Source organism: Streptomyces sp. V3I7 (assembly GCF_030817495.1).
Taxonomy (GTDB): Bacteria; Actinomycetota; Actinomycetes; order Streptomycetales; family Streptomycetaceae; genus Streptomyces.
In genome coordinates this window covers 3,222,792-3,239,406 of the sequence record NZ_JAUSZK010000001.1, presented here as the reverse complement: position 1 = coordinate 3,239,406, position 16,615 = coordinate 3,222,792, and the positions used below count along the sequence as shown (strand labels likewise).

Here is a 16,615-nt window from a genome sequence, read left to right as displayed (position 1 = left end):
CCCCGCCCGTGCGACGGGCGGGGCCTTCGGCGTTGCCGTCGCCGTATCGTCCGGTGACCAGTGCGGTCAGGCAATAGGCTCACCGCCATGCCCCCGGCCAAGAAGCGCGCCCGCAGCTACGACCCCGCCAAGACCCGCGCCGCGGTCCTCGCCCAGCTCCGCAACGTACGGGAGGCCGTGCGCGGGCTCACTCCCGAACAGCTCGCCCTGCCCACCCGGCTCGGCGTCTGGAGCGTGCGTGACCTGGTCGCGCACATGGGGATGGCAGTGACGGCCGTGCACCGGGCGCTTGCCGTTCCGGCGCCGGTGCGGCGGTCCGTGGCCGTGGCCGAGTGGCCCTTCACGACCTCCGCCAACTCCTCGGCCATCGCCGAGTTCACGCGGAGGCTGGCAACCGAACATCGTGACCTCGACGCCTACCTCGCCGAAGTCGAGCGGAGCCTGCGTGAGCTCCTCGACGAGCACCCCGGCAGCCGGCTGCTGGAGACCAGTGCCGGGGCGATGCCGCTCGGCGACTACCTGGTCACCCGTGCCGTCGAACTCGTCGTCCACACCGATGACCTCAACGCGGCCGTCCCCGGTCTCGACGTGCCGCAGGACCGGCAGGCCCTGGCCGCGGCCACCCGGCTGCTCGCCGACGCCCTCGCCGTGAAGGCGCCGGGTGGTTCCACCGAGGTGCGCGTGCCGCCGTACGCCGTCGTGCAGTGCGTCGAGGGGACCCGGCACACTCGGGGCACGCCGCCCAGTGTCGTGGAGACCGACCCGCTGACCTGGATCCGGCTGGCCACCGGCCGGACGGCCTGGCGGGACGCCCTCGCGCGGGCCGACGTCAGCGCGAGCGGGGAGCGGGCGGACATCGAGGAGCTGCTCCCGCTGATGTCGTAGCGGAACCGGAGCACCGTCCTCGTCCGAAGCCTGCCCCGTGGATGTGCGACACCTCACTCGTGAAGTGCGGAGTGCGGCCCGGCGGCGCCCCGCTCGGCCGTCCTGACGGTGACTCGCCCCTTAGGTCATCGCTCTGACCTGCGGAAACGTGAAAACACCCAAGGTGATCGCGACCGCTCGCTCGGCAAGAGGCACGTATCCTCAATTCGGACCAGCGGCCCACCTCGCCTACACTCGGAGATGTGCCACGTGGTGACGGTCGACTCAATCACGATCTGCTTCCCGGTGAAAAAGGCCCCCAGGACGCTTGCGGCGTCTTCGGTGTCTGGGCTCCGGGTGAAGAGGTCGCAAAGCTCACGTACTTCGGGCTCTACGCCCTCCAGCACCGGGGTCAGGAATCCGCGGGAATCGCGGTCAGCAACGGCTCCCAGATCCTCGTCTTCAAGGACATGGGCCTGGTCTCCCAGGTCTTCGACGAAACATCTCTCGGTTCCCTCAGGGGTCATATCGCGGTCGGTCACGCCCGCTACTCGACCACCGGCGCCTCCGTGTGGGAGAACGCCCAGCCGACGTTCCGCGCGACCGCGCAGGGCTCCATCGCCCTCGCGCACAACGGCAACCTGGTCAACACAGCCCAGCTCGCCGAGATGGTCGCCGAACTGCCGAAGGACACCAACGGCCGCTCCACCCGGGTCGCGGCCACCAACGACACCGACCTCGTCACCGCGCTGCTCGCGGGGCAGGTCGACGACGACGGCAAGCCGCTGACCGTCGAGGAGGCCGCCCACCGGATCCTCCCCGACGTGAAGGGCGCCTTCAGCCTCACCTTCATGGACGAGCACACGCTCTACGCCGCCCGCGACCCGCAGGGCATCCGCCCGCTGGTCCTCGGCCGCCTGGAGCGCGGCTGGGTCGTCGCCTCGGAGACCGCGGCGCTCGACATCTGCGGCGCCACCTTCGTGCGCGAGATCGAGCCGGGCGAGTTCGTCGCCATCGACGAGAACGGCCTGCGCACCTCGCGGTTCGCGGAAGCGAAGCCGAAGGGCTGTGTCTTCGAGTACGTCTACCTGGCCCGCCCCGACACCGACATCGCCGGACGGAACGTCTACCTCTCCCGCGTGGAGATGGGCCGCCGTCTCGCCAAGGAGGCGCCGGTCGAGGCCGACCTGGTCATACCCACCCCGGAGTCCGGCACCCCGGCCGCCATCGGCTACGCGGAGGCCTCCGGCATCCCGTACGGCACCGGCCTGGTGAAGAACGCGTACGTCGGCCGGACCTTCATCCAGCCCTCGCAGACCATCCGCCAGCTGGGCATCCGTCTGAAGCTGAACCCGCTGAAGGAAGTCATCAAGGGCAAGCGGCTGGTCGTCGTCGACGACTCGATCGTGCGCGGCAACACCCAGCGCGCCCTGGTCCGCATGCTCCGCGAGGCGGGCGCCGCCGAGGTCCACATCCGGATCTCCTCGCCGCCGGTGAAGTGGCCCTGCTTCTTCGGCATCGACTTCGCCACCCGGGCCGAGCTCATCGCCAACGGCATGACCATCGAGGAGATCACCGAATCCCTCGGTGCCGACTCCCTGGCGTACATCTCCCTCGACGGCATGATCGAGGCGACCACCATCGCCAAGCCGGACCTCTGCCGTGCCTGCTTCGACGGCGAGTACCCGATGGAGCTCCCGGACCCCGAGCTGCTCGGCAAGCAGCTCCTGGAGACCGAGATCAAGTCCGGGCCCGCCGCCACGGCCGCGTCCGACGCGATCCGCCGCCCGTAAGCCCGCAGCACTCCAGCTGTACGACACGAAAGTTCTCAAGGTCATGACCGCTGAGTTTGATCAGCGTGCTCCGCACACGGGCACGGGTGCCAGCTACGCGAGCGCGGGCGTCGACATCGAGGCGGGCGACCGCGCCGTCGAGCTCATGAAGGAGTGGGTGAAGAAGACGCGCCGCCCCGAGGTCCTCGGCGGCATCGGCGGCTTCGCCGGGCTCTTCGACGCCTCCGCCCTCAAGCGCTACGAGCGTCCGCTGCTCGCCTCCGCCACCGACGGCGTCGGCACGAAGGTCGACATCGCCCGGCAGCTCGGCGTGTACGACACGATCGGCCATGACCTGGTCGCCATGGTCATGGACGACATCGTGGTGTGCGGTGCCGAGCCGCTGTTCATGACCGACTACATCTGCGTCGGCAAGGTCCACCCCGAGCGGGTCGCCGCCATCGTCAAGGGCATCGCGGAGGGCTGTGTGCTCGCCGGCTGCGCTCTGGTCGGCGGCGAGACGGCCGAGCACCCGGGGCTGCTCGGCGAAGACGACTTCGACGTCGCCGGCGCCGGCACGGGCGTGGTCGAGGCCGACCGGGTACTGGGTGCGGATCGTATCCGTACGGGTGACGCGGTGATCGCCATGGCGTCCTCCGGGCTTCACTCGAACGGGTACTCCCTGGTCCGCCACGTCCTGCTGAACCAGGCCGGACTGTCGCTGGACGCCCGGATCGAGGAGCTCGGCCGGACGCTCGGCGAGGAGCTGCTGGAGCCGACCAAGATCTACTCGCTGGACTGCCTGGCCCTGATGCGCACCACCGAGGTGCACGCCTTCAGCCATGTCACCGGCGGCGGCCTGGCCGCGAACCTGGCCCGGGTCATCCCGGACGGGCTGCACGCGACCGTCGACCGGTCCACCTGGACCCCGGGCGCGATCTTCGACCTGGTCGGGAAGACCGGCGACGTCGAGCGGCTGGAGCTGGAGAAGACCCTCAACATGGGCGTCGGCATGATCGCGATCGTGCCGCAGGAGTCCGTCGAGGTGGCCCTCGCGACGCTGGCCGACCGCGGGGTCGACGCCTGGGTCGCCGGTGAGATCACGGACCGCGGCGCGCACACGACGGGCGCCGAGCTGGTCGGGGACTACGCGGTCTGAGGCACCGCCGGCCCCGCCGAGGGCACGCTGCCCTTCTTACGGAGGTCCTTCTCCACGGAGGCCCTTCTCCACGGAGCAGGGCAGCACCGAACCCGGTCCGCGGGACAGCATGAAACCCGGTCCAGGCAGCACGAAACCCGGTCCGGCGCTGAGGCCCCGGACCGGGCAAGTGCACTGCGAAAGCGGCAGAGCGTGCGGTGAGCGTTACGCGCCGCGGCGGTGTTGCGACGTGGGACCGGACTCGTCGTCCTCGTCGTCCTCATCGTCGTCGTTGTACAGATCCGCGTACTGTGCGTACGGGTCGTCGTCTTCGTCGTCCTCGAACGGCTCGCCATTCGGCGGCTGGCTCGAGGTCGATGCGCCCAGTTCACTGGCCAGACGTGACAAGTCCGTACCGCCGCTGTTGTACTTCAGCTGGCGGGCGACCTTCGTCTGCTTGGCCTTGGCCCGGCCGCGCCCCATGGCTCGACCCCCTCGGTGACGGGGCTCGACGGCCCCAGAGTCTGACACGCGTTCATGATCAGGAACGGACTCTCCTCGGAGAGGCCGGTCCGTAGGGCTTCCACGGTACCTGAGCCCGCGCCCATACGGTACGTCGCCCGCAGTACGCACGTGTGCCCAGAACCGCCGAGGTGCCCTGTCCTCGCTGGTCAATGGCGATTTTAACCACTTGTCGGGGCCCGACCCGCCGGGGGAAGTGACAGTTGTCTCCACGTTCCCGCCGGCGGGTACCGATCAGGCGTGCGGGCGGCTCCCCCGAGCCGCCCGCGGACCTGGCGGACCTGGGGGGCCTAGCGGGCCGCTCCGGTCGCCCGGGCCTCCGCCATCCGCTGCTCGGCGATCCGGTCGGCCGCGGCGGCCGGCGGAATCCCGTCTTCCTTCGCACGCGCGAATATGGCCAGCGTCGTGTCGAAGATCTTCGCCGCCTTCGCCTTGCACCGGTCGAAGTCGAACCCGTGCAGCTCGTCGGCCACCTGGATGACACCGCCCGCGTTCACCACGTAGTCCGGCGCGTAGAGGATCCCGCGCTCGGCGATGTCCTTCTCCACGCCGGGGTGCGCGAGCTGGTTGTTGGCCGCGCCGCACACCACCTTCGCGGTGAGCACCGGGACGCTCTCGTCGTCGAGGGCGCCGCCGAGCGCGCAGGGGGCGTAGATGTCGAGCCCCTCCACCCGGATGAGCGCAGCGGTGTCGGCGACCGCGGTCACCCCTTCGACGTAACTGTCGAGGATCCGCCGTACGGCGTCCTCGCGCACGTCCGTGATCACGACCTCGGCGCCCTCGTCCCGCAGATGCCGCACCAGGTGGTGGCCGACCTTGCCGACGCCGGCGACGCCGACCCTGCGGCCGCGCAGCGAGGGGTCGCCCCACAGGTGCTGGGCGGAGGCGCGCATGCCCTGGTAGACGCCGAAGGCGGTGAGCACGGAGGAGTCGCCGGCGCCGCCGTTCTCGGGGGAGCGGCCGGTCGTCCAGCGGCACTCGCGGGCCACGACGTCCATGTCGGCGACGTACGTGCCGACGTCGCACGCGGTGACGTACCGGCCGCCGAGCGAGGCCACGAACCGCCCGTAGGCGAGCAGGAGTTCCTCGGTCTTGATCCGGTCGGGGTCACCAATGATCACGGCCTTGCCGCCGCCGTGGTCGAGGCCGGCCATGGCGTTCTTGTACGACATCCCGCGCGCGAGGTTGAGGGCGTCGGCGACGGCCTCCTCCTCGGTCGCGTAGGGGTAGAAGCGCGTACCGCCGAGCGCGGGGCCCAGGGCGGTGGAGTGGATGGCGATGACGGCCTTGAGGCCGGTGGCGCGGTCCTGGCAGAGCACGACCTGCTCATGTCCGCCCTGGTCCGAGTGGAACAGGGTGTGCAGGACGCCGTTGGTCACGTCGGTCACTGTGGTGACTCCCGGGTAAGTAAGCAACGGGTGGACGCGGGCTCCCGTAAGGGTGGCGGGTGCCGTGGCATGAGAGTAGAGCCTGCACCCGCCCCCCATGGGTCCAGTGTTGAGGATCACCCGCGCGCGGCGTCCGCGCACGGAGGCGCGTGGCACGATTTGCTGTGTTTCCCGCCCATCCGCGCGCGGGCGTGTACGGCTCCCGCGCGTGTTTCGAGCCGGGTCCGGTGGGGAGGGAGGAGGCGTGCCCAAGGTGTCGTCGGTGATCGTTCCCTACACGGCGTATCTGCGCGTGTACGAGCCGCTGGCCGCCTTCCCCGAGCCGGAGCGCGGCCACTGGGCGCGCTACGCCCGCCGCACCGACCGCCCCTCCTATCAGGACGAGCTGCGCCGCGCCCTGGCCGATCTGCTGCCCACCCCGCCCGTCCCCGTGCCGGTGCACGAGAGCGCCGACGCCTTCGTGCTGGACATCGACGGCGTGGTCTGCGTCTGCCCGTGGCGCACCCGGCTGCGCGGCTGGCAGGCGCTCGACGGGCTGGCCGAGGAGCTTCCGCCGCCGGTGCTCGACGCGGTGCTGCCCCCGGTCGTGCGCCGCCAGGCCGCCCAGGACTACGAGCGCTGGCTGGCCCGCAATCCCGATGCCCGTCCCTGGATCCGCACGGCCACCTGGCAGGTGCCGCTGAACTGGTTCGTCCTGGTCTCCGACGAGGAGCGGCACTACACGGAGGCCTCCGCCGACGAGGCCCCGCTGCTGCGGTACCGCACGCCCATGGTCCAGGCCCGGCGGCGGGTGGCGCGGGGGCTGCGCACGCTCAAGGAGACCCTCGACGAGGGGCCGCTGATCGACGGCCTGGTGAACGTGGGGCGATGGCTGGAGGAATTCCATCCCCGCTCGCTGGTGGAGCTGGACTACGGCGGCCTGGTGCACATGGTCCGGCCCGGCGAGCTGGAGGGGGACCATTCGGCCGCCGACGTGGCCGAGGGCATCGACGCGCTGCGCCGGGGGGACGGGGCTGCGGCCGGGGAGGCGTACGGGCGGCTCGTGGAGCGCTGGCGCGGCGTGCGCGACCTCCGGTCGGCGAACTGACGCCGGATATACCCGGCATGAAGTGACGTGCGTCACGGCCGTCCCGCGATCCGCCACGTACCGTCGTCCGTATCCAGGCGAGCTGACGGACCGTCGGCTCGAATTCGGGCTTTTGCGCCAAGGGTGATGGACTGCACGTACGCGGCCCTTGCGTCGCTTGCCCTCCCTCATGCCAAAATAGGACAAGGAGTCCGGTGAGGACTCCTTCCGTCCATATGTGGTGCACTGTGGGCGGAATCTCAGCACTTGCACGCTTTGAGGGGGCTGGTGACTCCTACCGGGAGGGCTGGCGACTCCTGATCGTCATGTGACTGATCGTCACACTGGCGTGACTGTCCGCTATGGCATGGTCCATCGGCTTCCGTCGCTGATGGACACCTGGGAGGGCAATTCCATCGGTTTGGCCGACGCGGCTGGACAGATGGTGTAGTTGTAGTGCCGAGGACAAGCCGTTCGTCCTATAACCGACTCGACTCGCGTCCGCCATTTCGGGCAACGCGGGTCAAGGTGCAGAATTTAGAGGAAAGAACCGAGAAGGTTCGGTTCTCCCGAGGAGGCCGCTCATGACCGCTCGCACCCCTGATGCCGAGCCGCTGCTGACCCCGGCTGAGGTCGCCACGATGTTCCGCGTTGACCCGAAGACGGTCACGCGGTGGGCGAAGGCCGGCAAGCTCACGTCGATCCGCACGCTCGGCGGACATCGACGCTACCGCGAGGCAGAGGTCCGCGCCCTGCTCGCGGGTATTCCGCAGCAGCGCAGCGAGGCCTGAACAACCGCATAACCGGGCATAACGACGGGTCCCCCACCCGTCGGGACGCCTGAACCCTAGCTCCACATGACGCGGGACCTGCCCCAACAGGCCCCACGCCCAAGCTGGTCGGAACGTTGTGGGCAGCGATACAGGGTGCGTCGTCGATCGCGCTGGACTCCGCCGGGTCCAGCGCGATCTTTTTTGTGCGCCAACGGCCCCTGGACGCACGTTTGATGAGCGCACTTGTCGGAGTCTGGGGAGGGCTGTCGGATCGGCCGAGGGGGCCCTGGTGGATCTGCCGAGGGGACCCTCGATGGCCAGTGCAATTGCACATATTAAATTGACCTGTTGTAGGCCACTGGTAAGTACCGCGGTTTCAAAAATCCATGCGGTGACACCCGTCACATGCCAGAGGCCTTGTTGCCGCGTCGCCCCGTGCGTTAGAAGAGGCGTGCGTTTCAGCAGCTCGGCACAGCACGGGAGTTGAGGCCGCACGAGCTCGCGGCGGCGCCGGCTCGACGACAGTCATGCGGTGGGGGCGCCCTCGTCCTCGACGACGCCCTCCGGCGCCTGGGCGGCATGTGGGGCGGAATCCATCGCCAGGCGCTGGAGCTGATGGCAGACGGCGCAGCGGCGGGTCACGTGCCGGTAGGCCGAGGCGGCCGACAGGTGCGCTCGCAGCAGCGCCCGCGTCTCGTGCCTGGCCGATGCCCCCATCCCCATACCCCACCTCCAGGAGCCCGCATGCGAGAACGGGCTCTGCTTTCTGGGTACCGGCGGAATGTGACGCCGTCAAGAGACCGAGAGGCCCACATCCGTTGCCGGACGCGGGCCTCTCGGTAGTGCGGAAGGGCCCGCATCCTTGCCGGATGCGGGCCCTTCACGTTACTGCGGTCCTGACGGGATTTGAACCCGCGGCCTCCACCTTGACAGGGTGGCGAGCACTCCAAACTGCTCCACAGGACCAGGTTTCGCGGCGCTTGTTGTTGCGTTGCGCTGCGAGAAGAGACTGTACAGGAGGGTGAGCCCCCAGGTCGAACTCACCCAAGGTACAGGGCCGGTTACGGCGCCAGCGCGTCGATCGCCTTCACGATCCGCTTGTCCGACACGGGGTGGGCGGTGCCCAGCGCGTGCGCGAAATAGCTGACCCGCAGCTCCTCGATCATCCAGCGGACGTCGCGCACCTGCCGGGACACCGGACGCCCCTGCGGAAGCTGCTCCAGCAGCCAGGCGTACTCGTCCTGCATCTCGTGGACCTTCGCCATGCGCGTGGTGTCCCGCTGGACGTTCGTGGGCATCTGCTGCAGACGCCGGTCCGCGGCCACCAGGTAGCGCATCAGGTCCGGCAGCCGGCGCACGCCCGCCTCCGTCACGAAACCGGGCTTCACGAGGGCGTCCAGCTGCGCCCGTACGTCCGCGAGGTTCGGCAGCAGCGCGGGGCTCCGTACGCCCTTCAGGCGGCGCTCACAGGCCTGCCAGGCCGCGAGGACCTGCTGGACCTGCCCGACCGTGCGCACGGTCGTGTCGACGATCTCCGCGCGGACCTTGTCGAAGAGCTTCCGGAACGACTCCTCGTCCCACACCGGGCCGCCGAAGTCCGCGATCAGCTTGTCCGCCGCCGCCCTCGCGCAGTCGTCGAACAGAGCCTGGATCGAACCGTGCGGATTCGCGGACAGGGCGAGCTTCTGAGCGTTCGTCAGGCGGTCGCTCGCGAACTTCGCCGGATTGACCGGGATGTTGCGCAGGATCAGCCGGCGCGTGCCCTTCCACATCGCCTCGGCCTGCTCGGCCTCGGTGTCGAAGAGCCGTACGGACACGGTGTCGCCGTCGTCCACCAGCGCCGGGTACGCCTTCACCGGCTGGCCGGCCCGGCGGGTCTCGAAGACGCGGCTGAGCGAGCCGATGCTCCAGTCCGTGAGCCCCGTACGCTCCAGCGACTCACCGCCCTGGCGCTCGGCGGTGGCCGCCGCGGCCTGGGACAGGGCCTTGCGCGCCTTCGGCCTCAGCTGGAGCTTCAGGGCCTCCAGATCCTTGTCCTCGGCCAGCTTGCGGCGCCGCTCGTCGACGATGCGGAACGTGACCTTGAGGTGGTCGGGGACCTTCGCCCAGTCGAAGTCGTCCGCCTCGAAGGGCACGCCGACCATCCGCTTCAGCTCGCGCGCCATGACGGCCGTCAGCGGCTCCTGCGACGGCGCCGCCGCCTCCAGGAACTTCTTCGCGTAGTTCGGCGCGGGCACGTAGTTGCGGCGGATCGGCTTCGGCAGGGACCGGATCAGTTCGGTGACGACCTCTTCCCTCAGGCCCGGGATCTGCCAGTCGAAGCCCTCGTCCCTGACCTGGTTGAGCACCTGGAGCGGGATGTGCACGGTCACACCGTCCGCGTCCGCGCCCGGCTCGAACTGGTACGTCACCCGGAACTTCAGTGGGCCCTGGCGCCAGGAGTCGGGATAGTCGGCCTTCGTGACCGCCTGAGCCGACTCGCGGACGAGCATCTCCCGCTCGAAGTCGAGGAAGTCGGGCTGCTCGTGGCGCTTGCGCTTCCACCAGGAGTCGAAGTGGGCGCCGGAGACGACGTGCTCGGGCACCTTCTGGTCGTAGAAGTCGAAGAGCGTCTCGTCGTCGACGACGATGTCCCGGCGACGCGCCCGGTGCTCCAACTCCTCGACCTCGCTGAGGAGTCTGCGGTTGTCCGCGAAGAACTTGTGGTGCGTACGCCAGTCGCCCTCGACGAGCGCGTTGCGGATGAACAGCTCGCGGGAGACCTCGGGATCGATCCGGCCGTAGTTGACCTTCCGCTGGGCGACGATCGGCACGCCGTACAGCGTGACCTTCTCGTACGCCATCACCGCCGCCTGGTCCTTCTCCCAGTGCGGTTCGCTGTACGTCCGCTTCAGCAGGTGCCCGGCGAGCGGCTCGACCCACTCCGGCTCGATCTTCGCGTTGACCCGCGCCCACAGGCGCGAGGTCTCCACCAGCTCGGCGGACATCACGAACCGCGGCGGCTTCTTGAACAGCGCGGAGCCCGGGAAGACCGCGAACTTGGCGTTGCGGGCGCCCAGATACTCGTTCTTCGCGCCCTCCTTCACGTCCTTCATGCCGACGTGCGACAGCAGGCCGGCGAGCAGGGAGACGTGGATGCGGTCGGCGGGGGCGTCGTCCTCGCTGAGGTGGATGCCCATCTGCTTCGCGACGGTCCGCAGCTGGTGGTAGATGTCCTGCCACTCGCGGATGCGCAGGAAGTTCAGGTACTCCTGCTTGCACATCCGGCGGAACGAGCTGGAGCCGCGCTCCTTCTGCTGCTCGCGGATGTACCGCCACAGGTTGAGGAACGCCAGGAAGTCGCTGGTCTCGTCCTTGAAGCGGGCGTGCTGCTGGTCGGCCTGGGCCTGCTTCTCCGCGGGCCGCTCGCGCGGGTCCTGGATCGACAGCGCGGCCGCGATGACCATGACCTCGCGCGCGCAGCCGTTCTTGTCGGCCTCCAGCACCATGCGGGCCAGACGCGGGTCGACGGGCAGCTGGGCCAGCTTGCGGCCGGTGTCCGTGAGCCGCTTGCGCGGGTCCTTCTGGGCCGGGTCGAGGGCGTTCAGCTCCTGGAGCAGCTGCACGCCGTCGCGGATGTTGCGGTGGTCCGGCGGGTCGATGAACGGGAACTTCTCGATGTCGCCGAGGCCCGCGGCGGTCATCTGGAGGATGACGGAGGCCAGGTTCGTACGCAGGATCTCGGCGTCGGTGAACTCCGGGCGGGCGTCGAAGTCGTCCTCGGAGTACAGCCGGATGCAGATGCCGTCGGACGTACGGCCGCAGCGGCCCTTGCGCTGGTTCGCGCTGGCCTGCGAGATCGCCTCGATCGGCAGCCGCTGGACCTTGGTGCGGTGGCTGTAGCGGCTGATGCGGGCGAAGCCGGGGTCGATGACGTACTTGATGCCGGGGACGGTCAGGGACGTCTCGGCGACGTTGGTCGCCAGGACGATCCGGCGCCCGGTGTGCGGCTGGAAGACGCGATGCTGCTCGGCGTGCGAGAGCCGCGCGTAGAGGGGGAGGACCTCGGTGAACCGGTACTCCTTTTTTTCGAGGGCGTCGGCGGTGTCCCGGATCTCCCGCTCACCGGAGAGAAAGACGAGGATGTCGCCCTTGCCCTCGCCCATCAGCTCCTCGACGGCGTCCGTGATCGCGGTGATCTGGTCGCGGTCGGCGTCCTCGGAGTCCTCGTCCAGGAGGGGTCGGTAGCGCACCTCCACGGGGTACGTCCGCCCGCTGACCTCGACGATCGGTGCGGCGTCGAAGTGCCGCGAGAAACGCTCGGGATCGATGGTCGCGGACGTGATCACGACCTTCAGATCCGGCCGCTTCGGCAGCAGCTGGGCGAGGTAGCCCAGCAGGAAGTCGATGTTGAGGGACCGCTCGTGGGCCTCGTCGATGATGATCGTGTCGTAGGCGCGCAGCTCGCGGTCGGTCTGGATCTCCGCGAGCAGGATGCCGTCCGTCATCAGCTTGACGAAGGTGGCGTCCGGGTCGACCTGGTCGGTGAAGCGGACCTTCCAGCCGACGGCCTCACCGAGCGGCGTCTTCAGCTCCTCGGCGACGCGCTCGGCGACGGTACGGGCGGCGATACGACGCGGCTGCGTATGCCCGATCATCCCCCTGACTCCGCGCCCGAGCTCCATACAGATCTTGGGAATCTGCGTGGTCTTTCCGGACCCGGTCTCACCGGCGACGATGACGACCTGGTGATCGCGGATGGCGGCCGCGATCGCGTCCTTTTTCTGGCTGACGGGCAGCTGCTCGGGATAGGTCACGGCCGGCACGAGCGAGCGCCGCGCGCCGATGCGCTCCTCGGCCTTGGCGACCTCCGCCTCGATCTCGGCGAGAACGGCGGCACGGGCCTCCGGCGTACGGATCTTGCGCGCCCCCTCGAGCCTGCGCCCGAGCCGGTGCGCGTCGCGCAGCGACAGCTCGGTCAGGCGGGGGGCGAGGGAGCCGAGGGCGGGGGCTGGATGCGTAGACATACGGGATCCAGGATCTCACCTCGGGGAAATTCGTGGCGAACGGTTTTGGGCGGGCGGCCACCGAGCAGCGGCAGCCGCCCTCCCTCGGGGTTCTACTCGTTGGGGAGCCAGTCGGTGAACGTCGTGGGACGGTCCGTTAGCTTGCGGAGGTTGCCGCCGTCGGCAGCGTCGACGACGTATGTGGCGCTCGCGCCGGCCGCCTGGTCGAAGGCGTTGAAGGCGAACCGGGTGCCGTCGGGGGAATAGACAGGGGTCCGGAAGTAGGACAGGGCCGGGGTCCACTGGTTCGGCAGACTGGTGATGGCACCGGTGGCCACATCGACGGTGTGCAGGTCGTAGTCGGTGGCGTAGACGAGACGACTGCCGTCGGGGGACCAGTCGACCGGAGAGTCCCCCACGTCGTGGCTGGTCGTGAGCTGCCGTTCCTCGCGGGTGTCGGTGTTGAGGACGTAGACGTCGGTGCCGACGTCCCAGCCTTCCTCGGTCTCGTAGGAGGTGCTCCTCAGGAAGGCGATGCTCCGGCCGTCGGGCGAGAAGGTGCCGCGGGTGCCGTACGGGGTGAGGACCTCGCCTCCGGTGCCGTCGGCCTTGATCCAGCCCAGGCCGGTTTCGGTTTCGTAGACGACCCGCTCTCCGTCGGGGGACCAGTCCGGGTGTCCGACGTACGGGACGCCACCGGCTTCCGAGCCGATGCCGGCGACCAGGACCTGCGCGTCGCTGCCGTCCGCGCCGGCGACGACCAGGTCTGATCCGTGAGCGCAGCCTTCGGTCTGCGGGGTGCAGGTGTCCCGCCGGTGGATGTATGCCACCTGCGAGCCGCTGGGCGAGAGCACGCCGTCCTCTGCGCCCTGGGCGAGGGTGGCGGTGACGGATCCACTGACGGGGTTGAGGGAGACCAGTGCAGGGGAGCTGCCCGAATAGTCGGTGCCGGTGAGCCGGCCCGGTCCCTGAGTCTCCTCCGCCGTTGCGGTCCCCGCTGCCAGCGGCAGACTGGTCGCGATCGCCAGCGTGACGGTCAACGCGGCCTTCTTGAAGCGCACCTGAGCCCCTTCCTCCGGGTCGGGGCCGGTGATCCGGCCCCGGTAGAGGAGCGCACGAAGATCAAGAAACGTCACAGGGCGGCGCACAGCTTCACCCCTGCGGTACTCCCGAGCCGCAGGCACCGCCGACACGACCCGGACTACCAGCGGGTTGCCTCGTGTCGGCGCGGATATGAAGAACACCCCCACTGATGATTCCAGTGGGGGTGTATGCCCTCAGAGGGCGATTGTGGCTGGGGCCGGGGTCGAACCGGCGACCTATCGCTTTTCAGGCGATCGCTCGTACCAACTGAGCTACCCAGCCACGAGGTTTCACGTGAAACGAAACCTCAGCGGTCCTGACGGGATTTGAACCCGCGGCCTCCACCTTGACAGGGTGGCGAGCACTCCAAACTGCTCCACAGGACCAAGCTGTTGCGTACGACAGTGTCGCACACGATCTTGCGTGCCCCCAACGGGATTCGAACCCGTGCTACCGCCTTGAAAGGGCGGCGTCCTAGGCCGCTAGACGATGAGGGCTATCGGCCCGCCTGCGCGCTTCTCAGCGCGTCGGGGACGTGAGAAGCATATGGGATGGCAGGGAGGATCGCCAAAACGGTTTACGGGCCCGTGCGGGAAGGGCTTCCCGAGACCGTCCCGGAGGGGGTCGGGGGAGTCGTGGCGCCGGGCTGGTTCTCCTTGGGGAGATGGCGGCTGACCTCGGCCGTCGTCAGTCCCAGGCCGCCCAGTCTGATCGCGTCCCAGGCCTGGAGCCGGCGGGTGTCGCGGTCGAAGTAGAGGATCGACGCCTGGATCGGATCCGGGTACTTGCCCTCCACCGCGCGCAGCCCGCTCCCGCCCGTCGAGCCCTCGATGCGCAGCCGGGTCCCGAACGGCATGACCTCCGTTCCCTCATGGTGCAGATGCCCCGACAGCACCAGCGGCACGTCCCCGTCCGTCTCCCGGGCGGCCGCCGGTTCGTGGGCGATGGCGACGTCCACCGGAGTCCCGGCCGTCCGCTGGTCGCGCAGCGCCGTGGCGAGACGGTCGCCGGCCAGCTCCTCCGCCGCGTCGCCGCCGGGCCGCGAGGAGCGGTCGGGGGTGAACTGGGGGTCCCCGATGCCGGCGAACCGCAGTCCCGCCGCGGTGACGGCCCGCCCGTCGTCCAGGACGTACACGTTCTTCATGTGCTCCAGGTGGTCCTGGGTGAGCAGCGAGTCGTGGTTGCCCCGCACCCAGACGTACGGCGCCCCCAGATGGGACGCGGCGTCCAGGAAACCGTTCTCCGCGGCACTGCCGTGGTCCATCGTGTCGCCGGAGTCGACGATCACGTTCACCTTGTACTGCTTCACCAGCGAGGCGATGATCGTCCAGCTCGCCGGGTTGAGGTGGATGTCGGAGACGTGCAGCACCCGGATGGTGGTCGGGTCCGGCCGGTAGGCGGGCAGCGTGGACGTGACGTCGTAGAGCTTGGTCACGTTCGTCACCAGGCGCGCCAACTCCTTCTGGTAGACGTCGAATTCCGTGACGATGCTGCGCGCGTTTCCGACGAGTGAGGGCGCGGAGGAGAGCAGTCCGGAGAACTTCGGCTCCAGGACCGACTTGGGGTTCCAGGTCGCGTACGCCGTCGCTCCCGAGGCGGCCAGCAGGGTCAGGGCCAGCCCGCCCGCGGCGAGTGCGCGGCGCGGCCGGCGGTAGACCGCGAGGCCCAGCGTGGTGGCGCCGACGACCACGGCGACGCAGGAGCGTACGGCCAGATCGGCGGTGCCGCGCTCGACGTCGCGGGCGATCTCGTCCTGGAGACCGGAGAGGCGCTCCGGGTGGTCGATCAGCGCCTGGGCGCGCAGCGGGTCGAGCTGGTCGACGTTGACGTCCAGGCGGACCGGGGCGACATGGCTGTCGAGCGTGAGCGCGCCCAGCGGCGAGACGTTGATCTTCGTGCCGCCGGTGAAGGAGGGGCGCAGGGTCATCGTCGTGTTCATCGGCCCGACGGGCGTGCGGACGTTCCCGACGACCAGCAGTCCGAGCCACGCGCCGATCAGGACGACCGCCGTCATGCCGAGGGCGCGGGCCCAGGGGTGCGGGCGGGCGGAGAGTTCGAGGGCGGGACGGGAGCCGCCTGCTCTGCGAGCGCCGCGCGGGCGCAGCGGGCCACGAGGGCGCGTGAGGCGGCGGGCCGCGGCGTCTCGTACGCGGCTCAGGGTGCGGACGGCGGCGTGGACAGCGGCGCGGGCCATTGGTCCCGTATGCCCAAGCCCCGCGACGGATATGCGGACGCCCTCGGCTCCGGTAATGGCGGCCCCGGCTTCGGCTCGGCTTCAGCTGCGCGGGACTGGCTCTGCTCCGGATGGAGTCGGTGCCGTCGCCCCGGAGGCGCCTGTTTCGTCGCCCGGAGGGCGCGTGCCCACCCGGATGTGCGGCTTCCCGGCCCGACCGGGTGGGTGCCCTCGGACCGGAGACGCCTGTGTCCCCGACCCGATGGAGCCTGGGTCCCTGACCCCAGGGGGTGCCCTAATGCCGGAGGCGCCCGGGCCATCGCCCAGAGACGCGCGTGCCCTCACCCGGAGACGCCCGTGCCCTCGGCTCGGAAATGCGGGCGCTCCCGGCTCTCGCCCGGTGGCCCCCGTGCCGGACAATGGGTCCTGTGCTGGAGATGACGCGCGAGGAGTTCGAGGAACTGGTGGCCGAGGCGTTGGACCGGATCCCGCCGGAGCTGACGCGGCTGATGGACAACGTCGCCGTGTTCGTCGAGGACGAGCCGTCGTCCGACGATCCCGAGCTGCTCGGGCTGTACGAGGGGACTCCGCTGACCGAACGCGGTGAGTGGTACGCAGGCGTGCTGCCGGACCGGATCACGATCTACCGGGGGCCGACCCTGCGGATGTGCGCGACGCGGGAGGACGTCGTCGCGGAGGCCGAGGTGACCGTCGTGCACGAGATCGCGCACCACTTCGGGATCAACGAGTCCCGGCTGCACGCGCTCGGATACGGCTGAGCGGCGAACGTGTTTGCGGCCGCCCGCGCCGCGTCCCGTCACGCGGGTGCGCGTGTCCTCTTGTGGACGGCG

The 16,615-nt window shown here is 69.7% G+C and carries 12 protein-coding genes and 4 tRNA genes; 6 read left to right on the top strand and 10 right to left on the bottom strand.

What is annotated here, in order from left to right:
• Positions 1-87 precede the first annotated feature (87 nt).
• The 3 genes from QFZ74_RS15015 to purM all read left to right on the top strand — a co-directional run bounded on the left by QFZ74_RS15015 (position 88) and on the right by purM (position 3,795).
• Positions 88-885, top strand: a complete 798-nt coding sequence (locus QFZ74_RS15015; RefSeq protein ID WP_307621319.1) for a maleylpyruvate isomerase family mycothiol-dependent enzyme — start codon at positions 88-90, stop codon at positions 883-885.
• Between the two features lie 242 nt (positions 886-1,127).
• Positions 1,128-2,657 carry an amidophosphoribosyltransferase gene (gene purF, locus QFZ74_RS15010; protein ID WP_307621318.1) on the top strand — a complete coding sequence of 510 codons (1,530 nt, stop codon included), beginning with the start codon at positions 1,128-1,130 and terminating at the stop codon, positions 2,655-2,657.
• Positions 2,658-2,700: 43 nt separating this feature from the next.
• Positions 2,701-3,795, top strand: coding sequence for a phosphoribosylformylglycinamidine cyclo-ligase (gene purM / locus QFZ74_RS15005; protein ID WP_307621317.1), 1,095 nt, complete (start codon positions 2,701-2,703; stop codon positions 3,793-3,795).
• A 204-nt stretch (positions 3,796-3,999) separates the two neighbouring features.
• Here purM and QFZ74_RS15000 read toward each other — a convergent pair whose 3' ends face one another.
• Both QFZ74_RS15000 and QFZ74_RS14995 read right to left on the bottom strand, forming a co-directional pair.
• Positions 4,000-4,257 carry a DUF3073 domain-containing protein gene (locus QFZ74_RS15000; RefSeq protein ID WP_307621316.1) on the bottom strand — a complete coding sequence of 86 codons (258 nt, stop codon included), beginning with the start codon at positions 4,255-4,257 and terminating at the stop codon, positions 4,000-4,002.
• Between the two features lie 329 nt (positions 4,258-4,586).
• A complete protein-coding gene (locus QFZ74_RS14995) occupies positions 4,587-5,684 on the bottom strand; it encodes a Glu/Leu/Phe/Val dehydrogenase dimerization domain-containing protein (RefSeq protein WP_307621315.1) in 1,098 nt (365 codons plus the stop codon).
• Between the two features lie 244 nt (positions 5,685-5,928).
• On the opposite strand from QFZ74_RS14995, the gene QFZ74_RS14990 reads away from it, so the two are divergent.
• On the top strand, positions 5,929-6,771 hold the full coding sequence (locus QFZ74_RS14990) for a hypothetical protein (protein WP_307621314.1): 843 nt from the start codon (positions 5,929-5,931) through the stop codon (positions 6,769-6,771).
• 563 nt (positions 6,772-7,334) lie between these two features.
• Positions 7,335-7,541, top strand: coding sequence for a developmental transcriptional regulator BldC (gene bldC / locus QFZ74_RS14985; protein WP_003949541.1), 207 nt, complete (start codon positions 7,335-7,337; stop codon positions 7,539-7,541).
• A gap of 507 nt (positions 7,542-8,048) precedes the next feature.
• On the opposite strand, the gene QFZ74_RS14980 is transcribed toward bldC, so the two are convergent.
• The 8 genes from QFZ74_RS14980 to QFZ74_RS14945 form a co-directional block, all read right to left on the bottom strand.
• Positions 8,049-8,240 (bottom strand): DUF6274 family protein, encoded by a 192-nt coding sequence (locus tag QFZ74_RS14980; RefSeq protein ID WP_307621313.1) that lies wholly within the window; start codon positions 8,238-8,240, stop codon positions 8,049-8,051.
• 174 nt (positions 8,241-8,414) lie between these two features.
• Positions 8,415-8,489 (bottom strand) — tRNA-Asp (locus QFZ74_RS14975).
• 95 nt (positions 8,490-8,584) lie between these two features.
• Positions 8,585-12,529 carry an ATP-dependent RNA helicase HrpA gene (gene hrpA / locus QFZ74_RS14970; RefSeq protein ID WP_307621312.1) on the bottom strand — a complete coding sequence of 1,315 codons (3,945 nt, stop codon included), beginning with the start codon at positions 12,527-12,529 and terminating at the stop codon, positions 8,585-8,587.
• Between the two features lie 92 nt (positions 12,530-12,621).
• A complete protein-coding gene (locus QFZ74_RS14965) occupies positions 12,622-13,644 on the bottom strand; it encodes a hypothetical protein (RefSeq protein ID WP_307621311.1) in 1,023 nt (340 codons plus the stop codon).
• 155 nt (positions 13,645-13,799) lie between these two features.
• A tRNA-Phe gene (locus QFZ74_RS14960) sits at positions 13,800-13,873 on the bottom strand.
• A 29-nt stretch (positions 13,874-13,902) separates the two neighbouring features.
• Positions 13,903-13,977, bottom strand: a tRNA-Asp gene (locus QFZ74_RS14955).
• A 38-nt stretch (positions 13,978-14,015) separates the two neighbouring features.
• A tRNA-Glu gene (locus QFZ74_RS14950) sits at positions 14,016-14,088 on the bottom strand.
• A gap of 80 nt (positions 14,089-14,168) precedes the next feature.
• Positions 14,169-15,785 (bottom strand): metallophosphoesterase, encoded by a 1,617-nt coding sequence (locus QFZ74_RS14945; RefSeq protein ID WP_307621310.1) that lies wholly within the window; start codon positions 15,783-15,785, stop codon positions 14,169-14,171.
• 407 nt (positions 15,786-16,192) lie between these two features.
• Here QFZ74_RS14945 and QFZ74_RS14940 point away from each other — a divergent pair, with 407 nt between their 5' ends.
• The gene (locus tag QFZ74_RS14940) at positions 16,193-16,543 is read left to right on the top strand and encodes a metallopeptidase family protein (RefSeq protein ID WP_307621309.1); all 351 of its coding nucleotides are present in this window, start codon (positions 16,193-16,195) and stop codon (positions 16,541-16,543) included.
• The last annotated feature ends 72 nt before the right edge of the window (positions 16,544-16,615 follow it).

Coding starts and splice junctions, on each gene's coding strand:
- QFZ74_RS14945 (WP_307621310.1), bottom strand. CDS start 15,785: ATGGCCCGCGCCGCTGTCCACGCCGCCGTCCGCACCCTGAGCCGCGTA.
- QFZ74_RS15000 (WP_307621316.1), bottom strand. CDS start 4,257: ATGGGGCGCGGCCGGGCCAAGGCCAAGCAGACGAAGGTCGCCCGCCAG.
- QFZ74_RS15015 (WP_307621319.1), top strand. CDS start 88: ATGCCCCCGGCCAAGAAGCGCGCCCGCAGCTACGACCCCGCCAAGACC.
- QFZ74_RS14980 (WP_307621313.1), bottom strand. CDS start 8,240: ATGGGGGCATCGGCCAGGCACGAGACGCGGGCGCTGCTGCGAGCGCAC.
- bldC (WP_003949541.1), top strand. CDS start 7,335: ATGACCGCTCGCACCCCTGATGCCGAGCCGCTGCTGACCCCGGCTGAG.
- hrpA (WP_307621312.1), bottom strand. CDS start 12,529: ATGTCTACGCATCCAGCCCCCGCCCTCGGCTCCCTCGCCCCCCGCCTG.
- purM (WP_307621317.1), top strand. CDS start 2,701: ATGACCGCTGAGTTTGATCAGCGTGCTCCGCACACGGGCACGGGTGCC.